The 24386-nt window shown below is 46.0% G+C and carries 11 protein-coding genes and 1 pseudogene; 7 read left to right on the forward strand and 5 right to left on the reverse strand.

The window, feature by feature from the left end; all coding sequences use genetic code 11:
• Positions 1–7: 7 nt before the first annotated feature.
• The gene (gene flgE, locus HAL07_RS06625; protein ID WP_053945519.1) at positions 8–2164 is read right to left on the reverse strand and encodes a flagellar hook protein FlgE; all 2157 of its coding nucleotides are present in this window, start codon (positions 2162–2164) and stop codon (positions 8–10) included.
• 183 nt (positions 2165–2347) lie between these two features.
• On the opposite strand from flgE, the gene HAL07_RS06630 reads away from it, so the two are divergent.
• Together HAL07_RS06630 and HAL07_RS06635 are read left to right on the forward strand one after the other, a co-directional pair.
• Complete coding sequence (locus HAL07_RS06630; protein WP_053945520.1) at positions 2348–13555, forward strand: vacuolating cytotoxin domain-containing protein; 11208 nt, start codon at positions 2348–2350, stop codon at positions 13553–13555.
• Between the two features lie 191 nt (positions 13556–13746).
• Positions 13747–14562 (forward strand): NAD(+)/NADH kinase, encoded by an 816-nt coding sequence (locus HAL07_RS06635; RefSeq protein ID WP_053945521.1) that lies wholly within the window; start codon positions 13747–13749, stop codon positions 14560–14562.
• A gap of 672 nt (positions 14563–15234) precedes the next feature.
• Here the strand turns inward: HAL07_RS06635 and HAL07_RS06650 are convergent.
• The 4 genes and pseudogenes from HAL07_RS06650 to HAL07_RS06680 all read right to left on the reverse strand — a co-directional run bounded on the left by HAL07_RS06650 (position 15235) and on the right by HAL07_RS06680 (position 17915).
• A complete protein-coding gene (locus HAL07_RS06650; protein ID WP_053945524.1) occupies positions 15235–15474 on the reverse strand; it encodes a hypothetical protein in 240 nt (79 codons plus the stop codon).
• Positions 15475–15673: 199 nt separating this feature from the next.
• A pseudogene (locus HAL07_RS08230) lies at positions 15674–16429 on the reverse strand (PD-(D/E)XK motif protein).
• 398 nt (positions 16430–16827) lie between these two features.
• On the reverse strand, positions 16828–17097 hold the full coding sequence (locus HAL07_RS06665) for a hypothetical protein (RefSeq protein WP_053945527.1): 270 nt from the start codon (positions 17095–17097) through the stop codon (positions 16828–16830).
• 512 nt (positions 17098–17609) lie between these two features.
• The gene (locus HAL07_RS06680; protein WP_156295957.1) at positions 17610–17915 is read right to left on the reverse strand and encodes a hypothetical protein; all 306 of its coding nucleotides are present in this window, start codon (positions 17913–17915) and stop codon (positions 17610–17612) included.
• Positions 17916–18193: 278 nt separating this feature from the next.
• Here HAL07_RS06680 and HAL07_RS06685 point away from each other — a divergent pair, with 278 nt between their 5' ends.
• The 5 genes from HAL07_RS06685 to HAL07_RS06700 all read left to right on the forward strand — a co-directional run bounded on the left by HAL07_RS06685 (position 18194) and on the right by HAL07_RS06700 (position 24315).
• Complete coding sequence (locus HAL07_RS06685) at positions 18194–19345, forward strand: amidohydrolase (RefSeq protein WP_053945531.1); 1152 nt, start codon at positions 18194–18196, stop codon at positions 19343–19345.
• 1086 nt (positions 19346–20431) lie between these two features.
• On the forward strand, positions 20432–20731 hold the full coding sequence (locus HAL07_RS08235) for a hypothetical protein (protein ID WP_238374502.1): 300 nt from the start codon (positions 20432–20434) through the stop codon (positions 20729–20731).
• Between the two features lie 5 nt (positions 20732–20736).
• Positions 20737–22377, forward strand: coding sequence for an AlwI family type II restriction endonuclease (locus tag HAL07_RS06690; protein ID WP_238374503.1), 1641 nt, complete (start codon positions 20737–20739; stop codon positions 22375–22377).
• Positions 22374–23450, forward strand: a complete 1077-nt coding sequence (locus tag HAL07_RS06695) for a DNA adenine methylase (RefSeq protein WP_082355998.1) — start codon at positions 22374–22376, stop codon at positions 23448–23450. Before HAL07_RS06690 ends, HAL07_RS06695 begins: the two co-directional genes overlap by 4 nt.
• Positions 23431–24315: a DNA adenine methylase gene (locus HAL07_RS06700; protein WP_082355923.1), complete on the forward strand. Its 885-nt coding sequence runs from the start codon at positions 23431–23433 to the stop codon at positions 24313–24315. Before HAL07_RS06695 ends, HAL07_RS06700 begins: the two co-directional genes overlap by 20 nt.
• Positions 24316–24386: the final 71 nt, after the last annotated feature.

Genomic DNA, 24386 nt, shown 5'->3' on the forward strand with positions numbered 1-24386 from the left:
ACCCTAACTACTGCTTGAGATTTAACAAGGTGTTTAGGATTTGGTCTGAGGTTGTAACGGCCTTAGAGTTGGCCTGAAAGCCCCGCTGGACCACGATCAAATTCGTTAAACTGCGACTCAAATCCACATTGCTCGACTCTAACTTGGAGCCAGAAACACCCCCCCTGCGCCCTGTATTTGCCGCCCCAATCAAGGCCTTGCCCGAGTTGCTGGTTTCTGAGAACACGCTCCCCCCATCTGCTTGTAAGCCCGCATCGTTAGCAAAATTTGCCAAAGCCACTTGCGCTAGGGCTAGGCTTTTGCCATTGCTAAAAGCCCCAAGCAAAGTCCCGTTGTCATCAAAGCGCACATCCATCAAATCCCCAGCCACATAGCCATTTTGCTCAATGGCGTAAGTTTCAGAGATTTTATCCACGCTCGTGATCCCATCAAACGCCCCGGCTGTGCCAAAGTTTAGCGTGATTCGCTGGGGAGAGTCCGCGCCGTTGTGGGGGTTAAATTGCAATAGGGGCGGGTTCATGCCTGCTAGTGAGCCGTCTTTATTAAAGTGCAACACTCCACTTTCAAATACATTAGGGCGTTCAGGCGCGCTGCCCACAATTTCACCGGGTTCGGGAACAATCACTCTAAATCTCCACTCCGCTCCCCCTGTTTTGTAAAACTCTAAGCGCATGGTGTGCTTTGTGCCTAAGCTATCCACCACATCAATGCTGCTTGCGTGTGTGGCGTGGGTGAGTTTAGAGGTGGAGGTCGAGACCCCACCCTCAATGAGAGAGGCGGTGTTGAGTGCCCCCATTGTGCGCCCAAAGAGGACATTTTTAGTCACTTTATCGGAGGCGTAGTTTGTCACAAAGATGCTGAGGTTATCTTTTTGGGGCTTGCCATCGTCTTTATTTGTGATTTCAAACATGCCATTTCGGTTGATTTTTACAGACACGGAGGCGGTGCTGTCTTTGTAGTTGGCTTTGAGGCTGGGGTCTTTGACGATGTTTGCGTCATGTTGCATTAAAGCCCGCAAATCTTCTGTGGTTTTAAATTGTCCGGTTGTCGAGTCGGCATCGATGCCTTTTGTGTAGCGGTATCTAAAGGCGGTGATGTTTTGATCGCCCTTAACGAATTTAGCAAACGCTCCCGTGCCCGCCCCTGTAACGACAATGTTTTTCACATGCTTGTCGCCTTCTAGGTTGTTTTTATTCTCTAGGCGCAATTGTCCATTGTCGATGTAGGCTTCCACCCCCGTTTTGTTTTTCACGGCATTGATGGCGTTTTGGGCGGCAGATAGGGTGCTGATGCGCGAAATGGTAGAGTCGTTGGTGAAAGAAATTTTAGTCCCATTGAGCTCTAAAGTACTGTTCTGGTTTGTGGCTAAAATGTCTTTTTTCATCGTGGCGTTTTTATAGCTCACCCAAATGCCCTGATCTTCGTTGAGCAAAAACGCATCCCCATCTTCGTTAAATAAAGAGCCCATATCTTCGGCAACTTGCGTTAAATTTGTCGCCGAGTCGTACTGCGGTTTCACACCATCAGAGGGGGTGCGTGTTGAGGAGTCGAGCATAAAAATATTGCCCATCTGCTCGGTGTGACGTCCGGCGTTTAAGTTGGCGCGCATAGAAATTCTTGTGCTGGAGCGCGCGGGCATCACCATCCCCGGATCGATGCGGATATTTTGCAAGGGTTTGGTGTTGTCGATTTTAAGCAGATCGGTTTCACTTCCCTTAGAGCCCATGTCCTTAGGATCGCGCACCCAGCCTTGCACCACAAACCCGCCTGTCGTCACCAAGCTGCCCTGCGCGTCAAAGAGAAACTCCCCACTGCGGGTGAAGTTGCGCGTTACCCCCCGATCGGGGCTGATGACAAAAAAGCCATCGCCTTCAATGGCGAGGTCGGTTTTCACATCGGTGTTTTGCAAATTGCCCTGTGAAAAAATCTTGGTGGTCGCATCCACACCCACGCCCAGACCCACAGAAAAGTCGTTTTGTCCGCCCAAGCCGTTTTTATAAGGAGAAGTGGCGATGAGCTTGACTTGAGAGAGCATATCCACAAAGGAAGCTCGAGAGTATTTAAAACCCGTGGTGTTGACATTGGCGATGTTGTTGCTTTCAATATCTAGGGCGATTTGGTGTGCCTGCATCCCATTAACGCCAGACCATAAAGAGCGGAGCATGGTGATCCTTTAAGTGAATTGCCAAAGCCTAAGCAAAGTTTATTCCAAAATTGCGTGTATCTGTAAAAATTGGGTTAAAATTTATTATTTTAAGTGGTTTGTGGAAAATGTAACACCAAATTATATTATTTTGATTCTTTGTGATTAATTCTTGGCAAGCCAATTTTAGATAAAATGGCGCGCATGAAAAAACCTAGTAAGCTTTCTCTAAAAATCAGCCACGCCATCGCTAGGCGCATCAAGGCAAACCAAGCCGAGCGCGCCGGTGTTTTGGCGTTTAAAGAAGAAGTCCCTAAGACCCAGCGCAAAAGTTCGTCCATTTCTAAAGCCCTCTCTAAGGGGGCGTTTGTAGTAGGGGGGTTAGCTATGTCTCCTGTGGTGTTGCAAGCCTGGGCAGGGACTGTTTATTGGATTTCTGGTTCGCATAATCTCAATAGCCAACACAACATTTTAGGCTATATGTCAAGCAATAGCTTTAGCCAAAAAACAACTTGGCAGTGGAGTTGGGGCTCACATAATGTGTACAATAAATTCTACTACCATAGTGGTGGTGGTATTGATGGCTACTACTGCACCAATTGGGATTGTAATGGATCTGTGACTTTGGTGGGCAACCAATCCGGGACTTACTATTTGCACCAGCTCCAGTACGATGGTGGCAATCTCAATTTGCAGATCAACGGCGGGGCGCTCTCCATTGGGGGAGGTGGGGGCAATCCTCCCAATGTTAATATCACAAGTTATTATGGCACGCACTTTACCGACAATTGGAACGCCCAAAGCGTGAGCATTGCCAACACGCTCAGTGTCAATCAAACCACGCTCACCACACATGGAAACCACGGCACCACTTCTAACAACGCCACCATTGAAGGCTCTAGCAGCGCGACCATTAACATCAACGATGCCAGCTATGAAAACTTCCAAAACACGACATTTAGCACCGAGAATGGGTCGTCAAGTACCAACATTAACTTTGACAGCAACAACATCACCTTTGACCATGTAACTTATGATGGGGGGGTTCACAGCACCATAACCGACAATGGCAGCTTGACCTTTAGCAACAATTCGCAATTCACTTTGGGCCAAAACTCCCCTTTTACCAACTTAGGCAGCAATGTTAATCTAAGCGGTGTAACTTTTAACATCAACCAAACCTTAAATGTGGGGGATACCTATAATCTCTTACACACCTCTAAAAGCATCAACTACAACAGCTACACCAGCCACTTATGGGATTTGATCCACTATGACGGGGTTACAGGCAGCTTAGACAACAACGGCTACACCAACCCAAGCGGGGGCAATGGTCTTTACCATGTGTCCTACGAGATCAATGGCAAGCAATACATCTTTGGGGAAACCTTTAGCAACAACACAATGGGTGTGCAATTCATCACCTATAAAGGTCCTCCCCAAAGTATTTGGGATGGGGTGTATTCCCTTGAGGGCACACATAACTATGAGGTAGGAGGTGGGATAGGCTATGTGGATTCAAACAACCATGAGCTTGAGAGTTTTGGGGGGGCATACAACCACAACTTTACCATCAATATTAATCCTAATGAAAACTTTGCAAATGGGACTTTAGTTTTAGGCAACCAAACTCCCACTCCTGTAGACTATACAAAAAATAGTGGAAGCATTTGGCTGGGTGAAAACGATTGGAATACCAACAGCATAACCGGTACTTTTAATGCCCATGATATTTACATGACAAACACCTTTCAAACCGGCAATAAGTGGGGAGGGCATGCGGGCGGTACGGTGAACATGACTTTCCATGCCTATAATAATTTGACCTTAAACGATCTGCACTTTTTTAACCACATCACAGCTATATACAATCACGATACGGATTACTTTACCGCTAATAAAGCCTTAAGTGTTACAAATTCCAAATTTGATGCCAATAGCGGAGGCACACTTACTTTTAATGGAGATGTGAGCAGCACTTTTAATAACAGCATTTTTAACGGGGCTGGTAGCCATTTTGTTTTTGATGCTTCCGATCACCAAAGCCAAAACCCCACCATCACCATGCAAAACTCCAACTTTACAGGGAATCTAAGCTCAGTTGCTATGCAAGCAAAGAGCATTGATCTTACAGGGGTTAATTTCAACAATACAGGCAACTCTAACATCAGCCTTTCTGCTAGCCAAAGTTTGAACCTCACCAACACCAGTTTTAACGATGGTATGGCTAGTGTCTCTTTAAACGCAACCAACACCTTGAGCGATGCAGGCACTAGTACTCTCCATGCTAAAGACATCAATGTTACTGCCCAAACGGTAAGCTTTACCAACACCACCTTTGAGCTAGACCCCACCACAAATGGCACGGGCAACTTTAAAGTCAACAACTTAACCTTCAACAACGATACCTTTAATGGGCTTAGTAATTATAATTTTAGCAGCGATGGCGGCACACAAAACACGACTTTTCAGGGCACAACCACGATTGACACCAACAACGGCCAGTCTCCCTTAGCACATTTAGGCGCGATTACCCTTAGCAATGGTGCGCGCTTTGACATCAAGAAGGCCTTGAGTGGGTTTCAAGTGGGCCAGGCCTACCAGCTCCTAAGCGGAACTTCTATTAACTATGCTAGCGATACAGAGTACGCTAAAAATCTATGGCAAATGGTGCATTTTGGCCAAGCAAGCACCACTTTGGATAAAAGTGAGGGCAACGACACATACTTGGTTAATTTAAATTTAAATGGGCAAACTTATCAATTTCAGGAGCAATTTAGCAACAATGCCCTTTCTCTTACTCTAACAGGCAGGCCGCCCCAAGATGTGTGGATGGGGGTGTATCCGCTAAATGGTGCGCACACCTACAATGTGGGCAATGGCATTGCCTACATCAATCCCAATGTTTGTAATTCCGGCGATGAGGGTTGTAAAAACCACACACTCTCCACTTATAGCGGAGGCACACACTCTAGTGCCACTGTCAACATCACCGGGGACAATGCGACCTTAGTGATTGGCAACAACCAAAAGGCTGTCGCCACAGGAGGCACGATCAACACTGCTAATTCTGGTCTAGAATACCACACCAGTGTCCAGTTCAATGCGGCCAATATCTACATGACCAACAATTTCCAAATTGGCTATAGCAATGGCGTGGGCGAAACGGGCAATGCAGGCTTTAAGGCAGCAAAGAGCATGGACATGGAGGGCTTGAACTTCACCACCTACGAGGGTTCGCATGGAGTAGTGCATGCCTACTCTACCGATTGGTTTGAGGGCGATGCAAGCATGACCATCAACAATTCTAACTTTGCTGCTACGGGCGGGATCATGTATTTTAGCTCTCCAACGATGAATGTCAACCATTCTAGCTTTAGTGGCAATGGGACAACTTTTGATTTTAATATCCAAACAAACCAAGGAGGCGATGCAAATCATTTTAGCTTCCAACCCCAAAACATCACCATCCAGAACTCTACATTCAATAACCAAGGGAATGGGGCACTAAAGATGCAAGCAACAGCCCTAAACCTTAGTGGAGTGCAAATCATAGGAGGTGATAAAGGTCTAGTCTCTTTAGAGGGGACAAATATCACTATCAACAATGACAACACAAATCAAAGTACCCTTGAAGGCAATAATACTAACATCAGTCTCACTGCTTCAAATGCCTTGAATGTGAGTAACACCCTCTTTAACGACCCCCTCAACAATCCTAGTAGCCCACAAACCATGACCCTAGCTGGCGAATCTATCACGCTTAACAACGACACCTTTGAGGGCTATTCGCAATACCACTTCAACACGCAAAATTTAACCCTGCAGGGCACAACCTCTATCGCCACGAATAATTATCTCAATGGGAGCAATGTCGCCACAAGCCCCTTTGGCACCTATGCGGGCAATGTCGGCTTTGGCTCTCAAGCTCTTTTAAATTTAAGCAACACGCAAGAGATTTTACAAGCCTTGCAAGGGGGCACCTACACGCTTTTAAGCGGCAAAAACATTAACTATGCTAGCGATACACAGTACGCTAAAAATCTATGGCAAATGGTGCATTTTGGCGACCAGAGCGCAAGCCTAGCAACACAGGGCCTACCACAGGGGGCTACACAGGGGCAAAATGGCATTTACTATGTGTCCTTAGACGGGCAGACCATTGAAGAGAAGTTTGGGGATAGTGCGCTGACTTTATCGCTGATTAACCAAAAACACGATGTTTGGTGGGATGTCTATACCATGACTCCAACTTGCTTGTTTGGCTTGTGTGGCCACAAAACCTACAACGCCAATGTGGGGACCAATGGGATCGCCTACATTGACCCCAAGCATGAAGAGGCAGAAGGGTGGAGTGGTGGCAACACTTTAAGTACCTATACGAGTGGCGGAAATGGCATGAACTTGCAGGTGCAGGGGAGCAACAACACTTTAGTGATTGGCAATGACATCAAGCAAGCGGCCACGGGGGGCGTTGTGCGTTTAGGCGGGACGGGGGGCAGTGGGGGGCTTTTGGGCTACATCAAGGACACCTTTAACGCCGACAATATTTTTATGACAAACACTTTCCAAACGGGTAATAGTTTTCACGATGGGGGCGGGGCAGATGTGAGTTTCACGGCTACAAATAACATCACCCTAGATGGGCTAAACTACCAAAACCTTAAAGCCGGGACCCAACACTCTAACGCCAGCTTTAGTGCTGCTGCCTTAAGCGCAACAAATAGCCAATTTATTGATCAAACGGGGGGAGATTTTAATTTTAGTGCTTCTTCGATCACCTTCACAGACTCTGCGATCAATGCAGGCGAAAGCACGGTTACTTTAGATGCTAAACAAAATCTTACAATGGCAAGCGATGCTGCACCTAGCACGGCTGAAGTCCCTTCTAGTGCCATCAACGCCAAAGCCTTAAATGTAACCGCCCAAGCAGCCACTTTTAACAACACCCGTTTCACCCTAGACCCCACGAGCGACACATCTTCTCAGTTTAAAGTCAATAACCTCACCTTTGACAACGACACCTTTAATGGGATTGGCAGCACCTACGACTTTAGCGGCACCCAAAACACCACCTTTTTAGGCACGACCACCATTTCCACCACCGATTTAAGCAGCAACCCCAACAGCCCGTTTAAATCCTTGGTGGGCAATGTTACTTTGGGCTCTAATGCCCTCTTTAACATCACAAGCGCGCTGCAATCCCAGCAAAAATATGTCGTGGTTGCCGGTGGCGACATTAAATGGAGCGATGACAGCTACGCCAAGAATTTATGGAATTTAGTGGATTACCAAGGGATGAGTGGCACGCTCTTACAAAATGACGGCAATAACACCTACACCGTGGCCTTTGGGGGCGCAGACTCGCAGATCAAAGCAAAAGAGACTTTTAGCCACAACCAGATCACCCTAACTTTGCTGACCCAAGTTACGGACCTTTGGCCTGATGTCTACAACATGACTCCCGGCTGTGTTCAAGGTTCAATCCTTGGGATACAGGGGTGCTTGGGTTGGGCTAAGGGGCATTATGACTTGCTGACTGGGTATGGCTATAAAACCTACAATGTTAGTGTGGGGGCAGGAGGCATCGCCTACATCGACCCCAATTTAAAAAACGCCACCGCTCCCTATTACAACCCGGCGGGCAAACAACTAACCGCCTACAGCTTTGCGGGCAATGGGGGGACTTATGATATCCAAGGGCAGGGGACTTTAGTTTTAGGCAACATCACCACTCAGGCAGCCAGTGGAGGGCTGATCCAGTTTGGCGGAGAAGGGGCCAACCCGGGCTATATCGTGGATGTCTTTAACGCCTACAACATTTACTTGACCAATGGCATCAGCGTGGGCAATTTTGGGGGCGCGAATGGGGCGAAGTTGCCCTATGGCGGCGGGGCAGACATGACCTTTAACGCCAGCAATAATTTAACCACAGATGGCCTCACCTACACCAATAACCTCACCTACCTTAACCAAGTCTGTGGCATTTTGGGCTCTGTTGTGGGCAGCATTTGTAAAGACATCAAGCCCCAATCCTCCAACACTAATTTTAGAGCCAACAACACCTTAAGCGCCATTAACTCCAACTTCTCCGATCATGTGGCTGATTATGGCGGTTTGTTTGGCTCTTTCCAATTTATGGGAAAACAGCAGGTGGATTTCACGGGCAGCAATGTTCAGGGCAACCGCACGAAAGTGTATGTGCAGGGCAGTCAGATCAATCTTGCTAACTCGGGCTTCTTTTTGGGCGACAACTCCAGCGTTGTACTCACCGGCGATTACACAGACAATTTAACCACAACAGCAGCCAAGGTGGAGGGCAACATCACCGCCACAGACACGACCTTTAACCTCAACACGGGCAGCAGCGCGACCTTTGCGGCAGCCAACACCACTTTAAGTGGCAACAGCGTGGTGTTGTTAAACAACGGCTCGATCTTTAATCCAAACCCCAAAAACACCACAACCACCAGCGCCACTTTTGAGGGGGTTACCAACATCACAGACAGCGCACAAATCGATGCCCAACAAAGCGATGTAACTTTTGATCAGGCCGCAAATTTTAGCGAGACCGCGCTTTTAAGCTTGTTTCAAAACTCTAGTGCTATCTTTAACGGCCTTGCCACCTTTAGCGGAAACTCTTTAATCAACCTCGACTCCAACACCACAATCGCTTTTAATCAGGGCTCTAACTTCACCGACAGCGCCAGCGTGGTTTTACAAGGGCAGGGGGCAAAGGCGACCTTTGCGGGCACGAACACTTTTGGCAGTGGCACGAGCATTCAAGTCAATGCCGGAGCGAGTGCTGACGCGACAACTGGAAGCGTTGCCTTTAATGGCGGGCATGTGAATGTGTCTAATGGGAGTGTATCTTTAAACGATGTGGCTTTCAATGGGGCTAAGTTAAACATTCAGGGCAACAGCACTTTTAGCGCAAACCAAGTGAGCAGCTCAGGGGATACCGAGTTTGGGTTGTATGGCAGCGGGGATTTGACCTTTGGGTCTTTAGATGTGGCTAGCGGGATTCTCAACATCAAGAGCAACACAACGCCTAGCACCAGCCCGCTCATTAGTGTCAATGGGAAGTTTGATTTAAACGGCTTATTGAATTTGTCTAACATCAACCTCTCTAGCGCGCTTGCCAAAGGCCAAAAGCTCACCTACGACATCATCAACGCCAAAGACATCAGCGGGATTAGCGGCGCAGATGGTTACCAAAAAATCGAATTGTACGGCATGCAAATTAAAAACGCCACCTACAACAAAGAAGCCGACAGCTGGAGCTTTGTCAATCCCTTAAATGGCGGGCAAATCATCACAGAGAGCGTGCAAGATGGGCGTTTGCAAGTGAGCATTTCACAGAATTTAACCCCCATGGCCACCAACCTTTACAACATCGCCCCAGAACTCTATTTTTACAAACAATCCAAACAAAACACCACAGGGATAGATTACGATTACACCGACAACCGCGTGGGGACTTTCTTTTTAGATGGGCAGGTTAAGGGAGTTTATAACTACAATGGAACGCAAGAAATCCCGGGGACCTACGATGCCTACAACGACCCTAACAGCGCTTTAAACATTTTCAACACAGGGGTGAGTAAGAGCAATTTAATGGCCTTGGCGGGCATCGCCACGGATCTTTGGCCGGCTTTAGAAGAGCTCTTGGCCTCGGGGATTTTAAATAATTTGAGCGATCCCAATAAACTTTGGCAGGAATTGCAAAAAATTCAAATCAATTTAACCCCCACACAGAAGCAAACCCTATTAGACTTCATCAATGGGTTTGACAGCCACATTAACCAAACTTTCAACAATGGTACTTTGGTCGTGGGGGGCGAGCAGGTAGGACAAACAGGGGGCATGAGCACGGTGTGGTTTGGCGGGGATGGGTTTAATGGGCCCTGTGTGCCCCAAACACAAGCCCAAAGCACGGCTTGCCAGTTTAGGCACACCTACATAGGCCAACTCTTAGGCTCTAGCTCAAACGCTTTAGGTTACATTGAGGCTCAGTTTAACGCCAAGGACATTTACATCACGGGGACCGTGGGCAGTGGCAACGCACAGGGCACGGGAGGCTCTGCTGAGGTGAGCTTTAACAGCGCGACAAATTTAGTGCTCAACAAAGCCAATATTGAGGCGCAGGGCACGGACCAAATCTTTAATTTATTCGGCCTAGGCACGGTGCAAAAGCTTTTAGGCCAGCCCCAGCTGGGCGAGCTGTTGGGCCAGTGGATTTACGACAAGGCTGAGGGAGGGGATTTGATCCCTAGTGGCTTGCAGGGCTTGATCCCTAGTGGCGTGGCTAACGCGACTTTGGGCGAAATCTTTAACGCGCAAGACATGGCCGCGCTCACCCAATTGCCCGGATTTGCCACCGTGGTTAAAGACATTTTGACACACCAAAGCGTGAGCTCGCTCTTTGGACCTAATGGACTCGTTGAAAGCTTGCCTACGAGTGTGCAAAATGAAATTGATGGAAAAATTGAGGCTGGCATCACGCAAGGGCTTGAGAGCGGTAAATTAAGCGGGTTGGAGCAAGGGCTGGTGCATAAGTTGCTAGGCATTATAGAGGGAGGGCAGGGGGTGCAGGGGATCTTCAACTACCTCAACAATAACTTTGGCAACCAAACTTTATGGAATGTGATGGATGAGCTGGCCCCTTGGACAAATGTTACTTTAAACAAAGCCCTAGCGATGGGCGATAGCCCAGCGGCCACAGCCATGATGCAAAAATTCATGGACACAACCACCTTTGGGCAAATCTTTAATGTCATCTTCCAAAACAGCGCCATCATCAATAAAAGCGTGGCTTGGTTGGGGCCTCAAGTGTGGGGCGTGATCATGGACATGGCAATTAACGATGTTTTAAACCCCCCCAAAGCCTTAAGCCAAATGGCAGACGATGTGGGGGCAAAAATCTTAGATCAGATTTTTGGGAGCAATATTTTAAACACCCTCACCCAACAAAAGGCCCTAAGTGGCATCATCGGCAATATTGTGCAGAATAAGGGGCTTGGAGGGCTGTGGTCGCAAGGCTTGGGTGCGCTCTTGCCCCCAAACATCAAACAAGCAATGGAAAAAGCAGGCGTGGGGTCCTACCTTGCGCCCAAAGGCCTTAGCGCGCTTTGGGAGAAGGGGTATTTTACTTTCTCGGCCAACAACGATGTGATCAGCAATAACAGCACATACAGCAACGCCACGGGCGGGACCTTAAGCTTCATTGCCGGCCAATCCATTGTCTTTAACGGCACAAATAACATCAACTTCACCAACTACCAAGGCACGCTCAACCTTTACTCCAACAATCTATCCAACATCAACCTCACTAGCCTAAACGCCACGGATGGATTAAACCTAAACGCCCAGTTTGAAAACCTAAACATCGCTGGGGGGCAAATCAATTTAAACCAGTATGAAAGCCTCAATGTAAGCGCACAAAACTTTAGCTTCTTGGGCACGATCACCGACACGGGGGGCATGATCGACTTTTCAGAAATCACGGGGGCCAATGTCATTGGCACACTGAATTTAGAAAAAAACAGCACGCTAAACACCAACAATTTAAGCATCGCTAAGGCTTTCAACAACCAAAGCACAAACGCCATTAGTGTCGGCAATAATTTAACCCTCTACTCGGGCGCGACCTTAACCACCCAAGCGCAGGGGATTAATGTCGGTGGAGCATTAAACAGCCAGGGCAATTTTGTCTTCAATCTTAGCAACAGCACAGACAACAGCACAGGCGCAAACAACACCCCGACACAGAACACAAACACGCCCTTAATTGAGGTACAGGGCATCGCCACACTCAGGCCCACAAGCAGCAAAACCTCTTTAATGGCCATCAACGCCACCACACAGGCCAGTTACACCTTAATCAACGCCAATAAGTGGATCGATTACAACCTTTACAACCAAACCTTTAACCCCAACAGCTGGAAAGATTATTTAACTCTCTACACTTACCTAAACATCAATGGCAAGAGCATGCAATTAAACAAACAGGGCAATGGTTTGGTTTATGACGGCAAGGCTGTGAGCATCTCTGATAAGGGCTTGTTGGTGAGCTATCAAAACGCACAAGGGCAAACTATAGACGCGTCAATCGCCTTTGATAACATCAGTGTGGGCGTAGGCAAACCCTTGAATGTGGGCGCGCCCAACATTGAACAATACATCGCCCACATACAAGGGCAAAGCAGCGTGGATGCGGTTTATGCCGCTGGCGGGCCTGATGTCATGTCTTGGTTAAACCAATTGCTCGTGCAGACTAAAAACACCCCACTTTTTGCCCCATACTATTTAGAAAACACCTCTAAAGCCAACCTCGTTAAAATTGCCAAAGACATTTCTAACAGCATTGAATTGGTGGTCAATCCTAACTTAAAAAACAATGCCACCAATATTTTACAAATCAACACCTACACCCAACAAATGAGCCGCTTGGCTAAACTCTCCAGCTTTGCAAACAACGATAACCTAGACGACTTTCACGATTTTCTTGCCAGCATTAAGGGCAAGCGCTTTGCTAGCGCCGTGCCTAACGCGATGGATGTCATCACCGCCTACTCCCAGCGCGACAAGCTCAAAAACAATCTGTGGATCACGGGTGTGGGCGGGGCTAGCTTTGTGGCTGGGGGCACAGGTACACTCTATGGCATCAATGTGGGTTACGATCGCTTCATTAAGGGCGTGATTGTAGGCGGGTATGCCGCCTATGGATACAGCGGCTTTCATGGCAACATCACCAACTCGGCTTCTAACAATGTCAATGTCGGGCTTTACAGCCGTGCCTTCGTCAAACGCAGCGAGATCACCGTGAGCGCGAACGAAACATGGGGCTATAACAACGCCTACATCAGCGCCACAGACCCCATTTTATCCATTGTGAATCAACGCTACGATTACAGCACATGGACGACCAACTTGCGCGGCAACTATGGTTATGACTTTTTCTTTAAAAACAAGAGGGTGATTTTAAAACCCCAAATTGGTTTGGCTTATTACTACATTGGCTTGTCTGGCTTGCAGGGCACCATGAACAATCCCTTCTACAACCAGTTTAGGGCCAACGCCGACCCAGCAAACAAATCCGTATTGACCTTGAATTTAGCTCTAGAGAGTCGCCACTACTTTAGCAGAAACTCCTATTACTTTGTGCTGGCAGACATTGGGCGGGATTTGTTTGTGCGCTCTATGGGCGATAAGGTCGTGCGCTTCATCGGGGACGACATGCTGAGTTATCGCAATGGAGGGATGTATAACACCTTTGCGGGGCTCACCACGGGGGGCGAAGTCCGCTTGTTTAGGTCTTTCTACATCAACGCCAGCATCGGGGCGCGCTTTGGGCTGGATTATCAAGACATCAACATTACGGGCAATGTGGGGATGCGCTATGCGTTCTAAGCAAATTTTAAGCGTATCTAGGGTAGCATCAAGATCCCCCTCCTTTTTGGTCCCGGAGGGCTCAGGTCTTCTGGGGCTTCCTGGTTTTTCCAAGAATTCTTTTTTAATCTATTTCTAAGTTTTTCTGTGTTAGCATACAAATCCCCCTCCTTTTTAGCCTCTAGGGTTTCCCTAGGGGCCTCTCTCCTTTAATGACCACCAAGCCGTCTAACAAGCCCATAGCCCGCGTCTATGTCCTGCCAAAGCCTGCCTTAAAGCCCAAACTCTTGCACGCCCTAGAGCACTGCCTACAAGAGGCTAAAATGCCCTATGACCTAAAGCTGCCCACTGCACGCCACCCCCAAGAAGCCTTGCTTTGTTTGGGCGGAGATGGCACGCTTTTAGGGGCGCTGCGCCACCCTTTAAATTTGCCTTGTTTTGGCGTGCATGTGGGGCATTTGGGTTTTTTAACCGCCACCAATTTAGAGGGCGTGTTTGTCTTCTTAAAAGCCTTAAAAAGGGGGGATTATCGCGCCCAAAGGCACTTGATGCTGGAGGGCAAAATAGGCAAGCAGTGCATCTTAGGCGCAAACGATTTGGTGGTGAGTAAAAAAGATTACTATGGCATGCTGGAGTTGCAACTTTTCATCGATGGGGTGCTGGCCAACACCTATAAAGTCGATGGGCTCATCTTTGCCACGCCCCTAGGCTCAACCGCTTATAACATCAGCGTGGGCGGGAGTGTCCTCGATCCTTTGTGCCAAAATATCTTGATCACGCCCATTGCCCCACACTCCTTAAGTGAAAGACCGCTGATCTTGGGGGCTAGGGCGTGCTTAAAAGTGGTGTCTAATCAAGCGTGTATTGTGGTGGCTGACGGGCAGGTGCGCCACACCCTAAAGCCCAAACAACCCTTGTATATCCAGCGTGCCAAACGCCAAGCCATCTTGCTCCAACCACTGGAGCGCAACTACTTTAAAGTCCTCAAAGAAAAATTTGCATGGGGCTCGAGCAAACCGCCCCATTAGCCACACAGCTATGTTTGATTAATAGATTTTGTGCTACACCTGAGCGTTTTTTAGTATTAAGAAACAAGAGAAGAACATTTTAAGAGCATTGTTAGCAAGTACGATCGGTTTGTGATCCCCTTTTTTCAGCGTGCCTATGTTTGGCGTAAAAAAGAGGAGAGATGCCCTTTTTTGAAAGTTTGCTAGACAGCTACCAACAGAAACAGGAATACTTCTAGGGAGGATTATCAACGCCATCTCTTTAAAATGCCACTCAAAGAGAAGAATCCTAAAATCCAACACTCCAGATTAGACGAACCCCTTTTGTCAAGATTCTACAAGCCAAACAAGCAAGGATTTAGGCAAGGAAGACAACCGCTTAGTGCAGGCTTATATCTATTTTTTGCGCCTCATCAAAACAGAAAAATGTTCTTCCACGATTTGGCAACCACTAAGGGATTTGTGGGTGAAAAAAGCACATTTAGTGAGCTGAGTGAAGACTATAAGGGGCGCATTAAGATTTTAAGTAAAGAGCAATTGGGAGAGTTTTTGCAAGAAATCCACCGCTACGCTCCTACTTTACCAAGCCTTGCCCCACAATTACGAGGGGGAACTTGGCTTTAATGATGTAGAGCGCAGGCTATTGATTTTAGAGTCGATATCGGCCTTTGTGAGTGTCTGTGGCGCATCGTTTTAGAAAAAACAAGACACCAGCAGACTCAGTTCTCCCCTCTCTTCACCAAACACATAGCCACAAACCTCCATGTCTTTTTTGTTGTATTCGGCGATGGTGCAATGTTTAGAGAGTTCTCCCTCGTCTGCAAACACCTCACACATCGATTCGATGAAAGCTTCGTGCTTGCTTCCACAACTTTGGGTTTCAACTGCAACCCCTTGCATAAAATCTTGATGAAACTCTTCTAAACGAAACATGGTTTGCCTCAAATGTGAGATCGGCCACTAAAAACGCCGCACATTGGAGCAAATCAATGGTGTATTTGACATTAATGATCCTTGAGTCTATACTTGCCCTTGTGATTTTAGGGAAGGTTTCTGCCACTTTACTTTATAGATAGACTTTTGATCCACTTTAAAGCGGTGCATTTGATCGGGATTTTGTCTATAGCCCCATTCAAATAGTGGTGTAAAACAACTGAACATGTGTGTCATTCTCCCACCCCTCAATGTCTTTAACCAAGTCTTCCACGCTATCCCCATAGGTGCTTTGCGTAAGTGCATAGGTGGCTAAATACAATTTTTCTTTAACACTCTCTAATTGTTCAGCAGATGAGATGGTTACCTTTGGGGGTTTTGAAGAGGGGTGTGTTTTGATCTCCACAGCAAAGTGATTGAATCAAAAATCTTGTGTGTCAAACACCCAAGCATCCAAAGCTTCTTTAACCCCCAAGCACTCCATCGTTTCTTTTAAAAAGTGCAGTTCTCCCAATAAACCCATTTGTTTTTCTAACCCAAAGTCCTCTTTACTCGCAAATAACTTTTTCCACTTCAAGAGTCGTTTGGTGATTTCTAGGGCGATGTTTTGAGTGATGGCGTTGTTATCTAAAAGATTGATCAAGTCCTCACAAACAAGTTTAAAGAGTTGCCAATTCGTGTGGTTGCTAAGAGCCAAATAAAATTGCGTGGCATGTTCTTGATTTGCCGTCCAAAAGCTTAAACCTTCAAATGCAACGCTCTTACTAGGCTTTGTTTTGACAGCCACGCCAATGCTTAAGAAGACATTGGCAAAAGGCGTGGCGGTGTAGACAACATAAGTGCTTTTCTCAAAGAGTTTTAAAAGTTCTCTAATTCTTTTATTGATGGTGGTTAGATCTTCATCGGTCTTTGTGTTGATCGATCCTCGATCTGACTCATCGTCAATGAGTAGCATGGCATGTTTGTCAATTTTACTTTTTTTGCCATCATTGGTGAGCCACTTAATGACGCTAGAAATGGTGGTTCTATTCTTTTCAATCACTAAAAGAATAGAAGTTTTCAATGACAACAATAAATTTATAGCCCGCATCCACTGCCTTTGTGATTAAATAGGCGTAGTTCGTGGTTTTACTAGATTGCACAGCCCCACCACCATGCCAAAAATACTAAACCTCTCTTCTTTTGTTTAGGGTTGCCAAGCTGATTTAAAATTGAATCTGTATCCTCATTAACTGCCCTCATTACCTCTAGGGGCAACCCCTTCTCTTCCCTCAAGAATTTGTCTAATCTGTTCCAATAAAACCGATCGGGATTGCCTTTTAAACTCTTGCGATACCATGAGGTGTCGCGTTTTTACTGTTCTTTTCCTTGGATGACCGAGCCTAAATCCATTTTGACATCAAAATACTTTTCTAGGTCTTTTTCTAACTTGACATAGTCCTCTTCTGTAAAATCCCCACTGCACCTAAATACACGTTCCTTCAAAGGTGAATTGATAATCTCTCGCACCTTCTGCGCGGCACTAGGAACATCTGTCTTTTCAAGCATTCCGCCACGTTTTTCATAGATTTTACCAAGACGATTTCTTGTAAATTCAAAAACCTCTTCATAAAAACTTACCATAAATAACTCCCTTATTTTCGTTTTTTAAAGCACTCGATGCGGGCGATCTCCTCTGGACTCAACCCTAATTCTTCAGCCCGTTCTAGCATTTCTTTTCTTTTAGTTTCAGAAATGGTTTCTTCTTGCAAAAAAGCGTGGGGGTTTTGTTGTACCGCGAGTCGTCTAGTGCATCGGTTAATTTTTGATAAAAAAATTGACCTTTTAATCAAATTCAAAATATTTATACTGCGCTTGTGGTCGTCTTTCTCTTGCTCTGCTAGGGGCAACTTCTTTTCAAGCTTTTCAAAATTTTTATTGAAAGTCTTTGTGGCTTTATCGATGTCCTTTTGGGCATGCCACCTAGAAAAATCAAGAGAGTTGAGCTAAAAACATTGCTATGCCCATCCCCGGCGATGAGATTGAGCATTTTAGAAATTCTAGTAATGCGAGGGTCAAAGTCGATGGCAAAAACATGATCTTTGACATAGTCAGCCGCTTTGGGGATTTTCTCTTCAGCGCCGATCGTTTCATTTTTAGGCAAACCCTCTGTCTTGTAAATTTGTCCTTGTCGTAGCAGTAGGCTTGTAATTCATCATAAAGCTTGGAAAAATGAGCTTAAACACCTCCTCAAAGGCATTTTCTCCGCTATTAGCCAAAACATCATCTTCAATCAAGAGGATTCGATCTTTTAAACCCACCTTCTCGCTCTGCAAAATATCTTGTTCTTGCAAGTCCATATAGGTAAAACGCGCGCTCAAGGCGTTTTTTATGTTTTGATTGGCCTTGGGTAAATGCCACAATTTTGTAAAAAGATTAGAGTCTTTGCGCCTCCACACCATAAAATCAAGGCCATTGCACCACACGCACAAGGGCGCGCCAGTGGCATTAGCACAGCTTTAACTTAGGAGACTCCTTAAATTGAGGGCTTTTGAGTTCAACCACAACACAATATATACACTCTGCGTGGTTGCATCCAGCACCACCACATCGGTGCGGTTACGATATGTAAAAATAACGGCGATCACATAACATTTAGCCAAGTTGCAAACAACATTTTATTTACAAACACAGCGTAAAATCAGCTCTTGTTTTTTAAAAGCCATTATAAGGAGAAGCCATGCCTTTAATCCCAGAGATTGTTGCGATGCAAGAGGAGTTTCAAGCGATCCGCCAGCAGATTCACCAAGACCCCGAATTGGGTTTTGAAGAAGTGCTGACTTCTGGGTTGGTGGCCGACAAGTTAAAAGAATTTGGCTACGAGGTGCATACGGGCGTGGGCAAAACCGGCGTGGTGGGGGTGCTTAAAAAGGGCAATTTGGCTAAGAAAATTGGCTTAAGAGCGGACATGGACGCTCTTCCCATGCCAGAGCATAATGACCTGCCCTACAAGAGTCAAATCCCCAATCGCATGCACGCCTGCGGGCATGACGGGCACAGCGCATCTTTGTTGCTAGCGGCTAAATACCTAGCTAGTCAAGAGTTTAACGGGATACTAAACCTTTACCTCCAGCCCGCTGAAGAGGGCCTTGGAGGGGCTAAGGCGATGCTTGAAGATGGGTTATTAGAAAGGTTTGACAGCGACATGATCTTTGGCTGGCACAACATACCTCTTGGCACAGATAAAAAAATCTACCTTGAGAGCGGGGCAGTCATGGCAAGTGCGGATAGTTACACGATAGAGATTAAGGGACAAGGCGGGCATGGGAGCGCGCCTGAAAAATGCAAAGACCCTGTTTTGGCCGCTTCTTTGTTGGTGGTGGCCTTGCAAAGCATTGTTTCTAGGAACATCGATCCCCAGCACAGCGCAGTGGTGAGTGTGGGCGCGTTTAATGCAGGCAACACTTTTAACATCATCCCCGATCGCGCCACGCTAAAACTAAGTGTGCGTGCCTTAGACGCTGAAAGCCAAGAGATCGTGGCCGAGCACATCAGCAAAATTGCTAAGGGGATCGCTTTGGCTCACGGAGTAGAAATTGAGATCACAAAGCAAGCTGCTGCCACCATTATGTTTAATGACCCCAAGGCCACTGCCTTCGCCCAAGAGGTGGCACTGGAGGTTTTTGGCAAAGAGGCTTGTTGCTTTGAATACCCCGCAGCGATGGGCAGCGAGGATTTTGGCTACTTTGCCCAGTTACGCCCCTGTGCTTATGCTTTTTTAGAAAACGAGAATACCCATTATCTGCACACCTCTAGCTATGTTTTTAACGATGCGCTCTTGGCCCGCGCCGCTAGCTATTACGCCCGCTTGGTCTTAAACTATTTAAAATAAATTGCATAGAATTTTGGCGTGTGGTGCTTTAGGTACACAGATAGTGCCCTCAAAAAGAACGAAACTTTTGAGGATTTCAAGCTCATTGACGAAGCGATAAAGGGATTAAAAGAATTAAATGGGTTGCTCTTTATCCATTTTGCCCTTTTTTAGTTAGCGGAATTTTGTGGTTAAAAACCAACTCAATATATTTTTTACTTAAGATTAAAGACTGAATAGGGTAACGCAATTTCTCCATGATTAAATATACATTTATTCCAAATCATAAAAACCAAATACAAAAAACTTTTCAAAAACCGCGTCCGTGTTATAATGGTCTTACCAAATTGTGTTGCCAAATCGAAAAGCTTAGTGAGAAGAGCTATGAAAAGGTGATCTTAAGCTTTTAAACTCTAAAAACCCATCCGCAAGCAGTTTGTAGCTTTAAACGATTTGAAATAATTATTGGTAAAAACACATGCCAAGCCACTGTTAGGTGTTGTTTTGTTTTAGAAACAAAAAAGCAAAACTCCAAAAGACATCGATCTGCAAATAAGGTGATTTTGTAGCTTTAGAAACAAACAAAGACTAGAGGATTTCAAGAATTGCGTTTAAACATTTATTTATTGTGTAGAGCCTTCTAGTGGGTTAGAAATGCTATCTGGGCAAACAAGCAAAACCACAAAAAGATAATTCACACTAAAAAACTTCAAAATCAACACAGTCTCTTACTTTAAAACTCTCTTTGAGATTTACCCATGCAAAAGTTTATCCATACAAAAAGACAAAACAAGGCAAAGCACATAGAGGATTAGTTGTTTTGTGGCTTTATCACGCTTTTACAGTGTAGATGGTTTTTGATTTTAAAACAGAAGTTGGAGATGGTGGGGTCACTGTGTTGGTTGTGGAACATTTTAGGGTTGTAAGATATAGTGTCAAAGGACTTTTAAGGGGTCGTAGAGTAGAAGGTTAGGATTTGGGAGCTCCAATTTAGAGTAAAAGGGACTATGGGGATTGGATTGTAGGGTGTTAAGAATACAAGGGATCTACAACGAACAATTTGTGAAGCATGCTAAAATCATAAATAAACAAAAAGATAACCCACAGATGATAACCAAAAGACCAAATACACCCATCAATCTTGGCGACACCAGTTTTAGGCGTAAAGAGATTGCCAGCGACTACAAAATCCTACTTCAGGGTTTGCATGAGTTGCCCTTAGAGTGGGATATACACAACGGCTCGCAAGAGTTGTTTTACCGCTATGTGTTAGAAAGTGGTCTCATCAAGCCACCAGAAAAAGACATCGCTCCAGCAGAACAAGCCAAGCGGGCAAGAACCTACAGCAATGCACTTGTTAAAATAGGCTTTATAGACGACAAACGGGTATTGACCCCAGCAGGTTAGCCTTTTTGCAAAACAAAATTGAACCGGACTTTTTAGAAAACTTACTGGGTTTAAAAGCAGATAACCTTGCCTTTTTACGGCAACTTTTTAAATTAGGGGTGTATCGAGGGGGATGTGCCCTTTACATTTACCGTATAGCCCTTGCACTCTTGCTTAGACACCCACAAATCCCCCAAGATCACTTTTGCAAGATTTTATTAAGTTTAGAACCCACACAACACGCAGAACAACTGACAAGCATCTTCGATGGCTACCAAAGGGTTTTAGAGAACAAGCAAGACATCGATGCTTTTATCGACACGCTATGCACAGATAGCCAAGAAATGCATTTTGCAAACACCCCCATCAAAAACACACAATTTAGCACCCACTTTAAAAACCGCAAAAGCCAAGAAACAACAATCTTTTATTGGCAATTCTACCAAGCTTGCCTAGAATTTTACCACGCCAAAACTCCTGAAAACCTAGAGAAGTTGCATGCCATTAGCTCTGATCTAGCTATTATTAAAGCCTTTGGGTTTGGCAAGCCCTTTTTCATAGAGTCGCTCATTAGCAAAGAAAACGCCCTATTTAACGCACCCAATCTACAAGAATTTAACCGCCAATTCTACGAGATGTATCGCCACTCTAAGCACCACGACCTTGTGCAAGAGTATAGTGATGTCCTGATCCGTGTCTTTAGGGTTTCGGGGATCATCAGCTTTAGCAATGGCTTGGTAAGCCTACACCAAAGAGAAGTGATTCAAGAAATTTTTAGCCTTGAAAACCGAATCATCTTGCATACGCAATCCTTGCCCCCTAGAATGGCTCTCAGCCTTCAGCAAGACCTAACCCTGATAGAAATTCTAAACCTAGACCAAAATGCCCTAGAGAGCCTTGAAAAGCGTATTAGGGCTAAATGCCAAATTGCGCCCCAAATCTCCACAAAAGATTTTTTTAAACACCAATACGACCGCCAATTTGAAGCCAAGCTTGCGAGTCGTTACACAGACAGCCAGCTTTGCACTCTTTTAGGGCTGTTTGGCGATAAAAAGCAACACCCCCAAATCCAAAAAGAAGTTACAGACAACGCCAGCGTACCGACCATCTTTGAATACATCAGTGCCCTTGTGTGGCATAGGATCAGTGGCAAGGACTTCAATCTACGAGATAGCATGAAATTAAGTCTAGATGCCGATGGCTTGCCCTTATCGCACGCCCCGGGTGGGGATGGCGACATCATTGCACGCCATGCCGAGTTTGATACCATGCTAGAAGTTACCCTAATGGATCAAAACGCCCAAAAGCGGGGGGAGCTAGAGCCCGTCATTAGGCATGGCACAAGCCTAACCGCCCAAAACAACCAGCAAAGGCGAAACTCTTATGTCTTTTTCATCGCCGACAAACTTGATACAAATGTCATCAATCTTTTTAGAGCCAGTGCCTACATACAACTTCAGCACACACGCCATAAGTTCAGCACACAGGGGGTTAAAATCTTTGCTTTGGATACTAAACAGCTCAGCTACCTTTTGGAGAAAAAGCCTGACTTTGAGGCATTGATCGCCACGATTTTTAAAGGCTACAGCTACAACAACCCCAAACCCATTGCCCACACTTGGCATAAAGAAATTTGGCAAGCCATAGAAACTCTATGCACCCCATGAAAACTTTTGGCATCTCTAATCGCCGTTATTTGGGGGGCAAGGCGCACATGCTAGACTTGATCGCACAGGTGGTGCATGAGCACACGCATGGGTGCAAGAGCTTTGCCGATCTCTTTGCGGGCACGGGGGTTGTCGCCCACCATTTCAACCCCAGCTTTGACATCGTGGTCAATGACCTTTTGGCGTGCAATTACCACGCCTATGTGTGCTTTTTCTCTAATTTGCCCTATGATAGGGGTTTGATTCTGCACTTGCTAGAACATTACAACCATGCCACAGACTTAGCCGACAACTACTACAGCCAAACCTTTGCCAACACCTACTTAAGCACCCAAAACCTGCAAAAAGTGGGCTTTATGAGAGACGACCTAGACAGAAAACTTAAAGAAAAAGAAATTAATGAGCGGGAGTATTCTATTTTGCTCACTTCTCTCCTTTATGCCATCGATCGGATCGCCAACACGGTGGGGCATTACGATGCCTACCGCAAAAATGGGGAACTAGACATGTCTCTAGAGTTGCGCATGCCCCTAATTGCTGACACCCACAACACCCATAACCAAATTTTCAACATGGATGCCAATACGCTCGCTAAGTGCCTAGTAGCCGACATTGTCTATCTTGACCCCCCTTATAACTCACGCCAATACGCCAACGCCTACCACTTCTTGGAGAACATCGCCCGCAACACCAAACCCCCCGTCTTTGGGAGTGCGGGCAAAATGGACTTGAGGGCACTAAGAAGCCAGTATTGCCTAAAAGATGCCAAAGTGCATTTTAAAGAGCTGATATACAGCCTGCAAGCCCGTTATATTCTCTTTTCTTACAACAACACCCATAGTGCAAACCCCCGATCCAACACCAAGATCAGCGATGCCGACATTTTAGAGATTTTGGGGCAAAAGGGCGTGGTGTCTGTTTTTGGCAAGGATTGTACCCCCTTTAGTGCGGGCAAGTCCGCCATCGCCAACCACCAAGAACGGCTGTTTTTATGTGCTGTCCATCCCCATAAACTTAAAGCTAGTTTAAAAAACCCACAGGCTAAGGCAGCACTTGATCCAATCACCCCTTAACTACACGGGGGGTAAATTTCGACTCTTGCCCCAAATACTCCCCAAACTCCCCCCCAACATCCACACCTTTTACGACATCTTTTGTGGGGGGTTTAATGTGGGGAGCAATGTTAGGGCACATCGTGTGGTGGGGGTGGATAAAAACCCCGCCTTGATTGAGCTGTTGGCATACATCCAAAGCACCCCTAATTTAGAGCAACAAATCGATCAAGTCATCACCAAGCATGGGCTCAGCCAGTCGTATCTGTGGGGCTATAGCCACTACAACACTACCTCTAACACGGGTTTAAGCACACACAACAAGCCCGCATTTTTAAGGCTAAGGGAGAGTTATAACCAAAGCAAAGAGCCCTTATTGTTGCTGGTGTTGCTGATCTTTGCCTTCAACAACCAAATGCGTTTCAACGCTAGGGGGGACTTTAATTTGCCTGCAGGCAATCGGGATTTCAATGCAAGGCTTAGGCGCAAGTTAGGGCTTTTTCAAGCAAAGATTCAAGAGAGCTCTTTTTTATGCATGGACTTTAGGGCGATGGATTTAAATGCCTTGACCGCTAATGACTTTCTCTATCTTGATCCACCCTATCTCTTGGGCTGTGCAAGCTATAACGAAAATGGGGGATGGTCTGTGGGCGATGAGCTAGACTTGTTGCATTTTTTAAAGAGAGCCAGCCACAGGGGCATTAAGTTTGCGCTCTCTAATGTGCTCGCACACAAGGGGGCAAAGCATGATTTGCTCTTAGAGTGGTGTAAGGCGCAAAGGTGGCACATCTACCCCCTAAAGCACAGCTACGCCAATTCCAGCTACCAAGCCAAGCACAAACACACCCCCAGTCAAGAGGTATTGATTACGAATTATGTGCTTTAGTTGGCTTAATAGCTAGATCAAAATTGCTCTTGGGGCAAGCCCCAAAACCCCCCAAGAGAGGAGCTTTGAAG

The organism is Helicobacter ailurogastricus, from assembly GCF_001282945.1.
Classification (GTDB): Bacteria; Campylobacterota; Campylobacteria; order Campylobacterales; family Helicobacteraceae; genus Helicobacter; species Helicobacter ailurogastricus.

Coding starts and splice junctions, on each gene's coding strand:
- flgE (WP_053945519.1), bottom strand. CDS start 2,164: ATGCTCCGCTCTTTATGGTCTGGCGTTAATGGGATGCAGGCACACCAA.
- HAL07_RS06630 (WP_053945520.1), top strand. CDS start 2,348: ATGAAAAAACCTAGTAAGCTTTCTCTAAAAATCAGCCACGCCATCGCT.
- HAL07_RS06635 (WP_053945521.1), top strand. CDS start 13,747: ATGACCACCAAGCCGTCTAACAAGCCCATAGCCCGCGTCTATGTCCTG.
- HAL07_RS06650 (WP_053945524.1), bottom strand. CDS start 15,474: ATGTTTCGTTTAGAAGAGTTTCATCAAGATTTTATGCAAGGGGTTGCA.
- HAL07_RS06665 (WP_053945527.1), bottom strand. CDS start 17,097: ATGGTAAGTTTTTATGAAGAGGTTTTTGAATTTACAAGAAATCGTCTT.
- HAL07_RS06680 (WP_156295957.1), bottom strand. CDS start 17,915: ATGGTGTGGAGGCGCAAAGACTCTAATCTTTTTACAAAATTGTGGCAT.
- HAL07_RS06685 (WP_053945531.1), top strand. CDS start 18,194: ATGCCTTTAATCCCAGAGATTGTTGCGATGCAAGAGGAGTTTCAAGCG.
- HAL07_RS08235 (WP_238374502.1), top strand. CDS start 20,432: ATGATAACCAAAAGACCAAATACACCCATCAATCTTGGCGACACCAGT.
- HAL07_RS06695 (WP_082355998.1), top strand. CDS start 22,374: ATGAAAACTTTTGGCATCTCTAATCGCCGTTATTTGGGGGGCAAGGCG.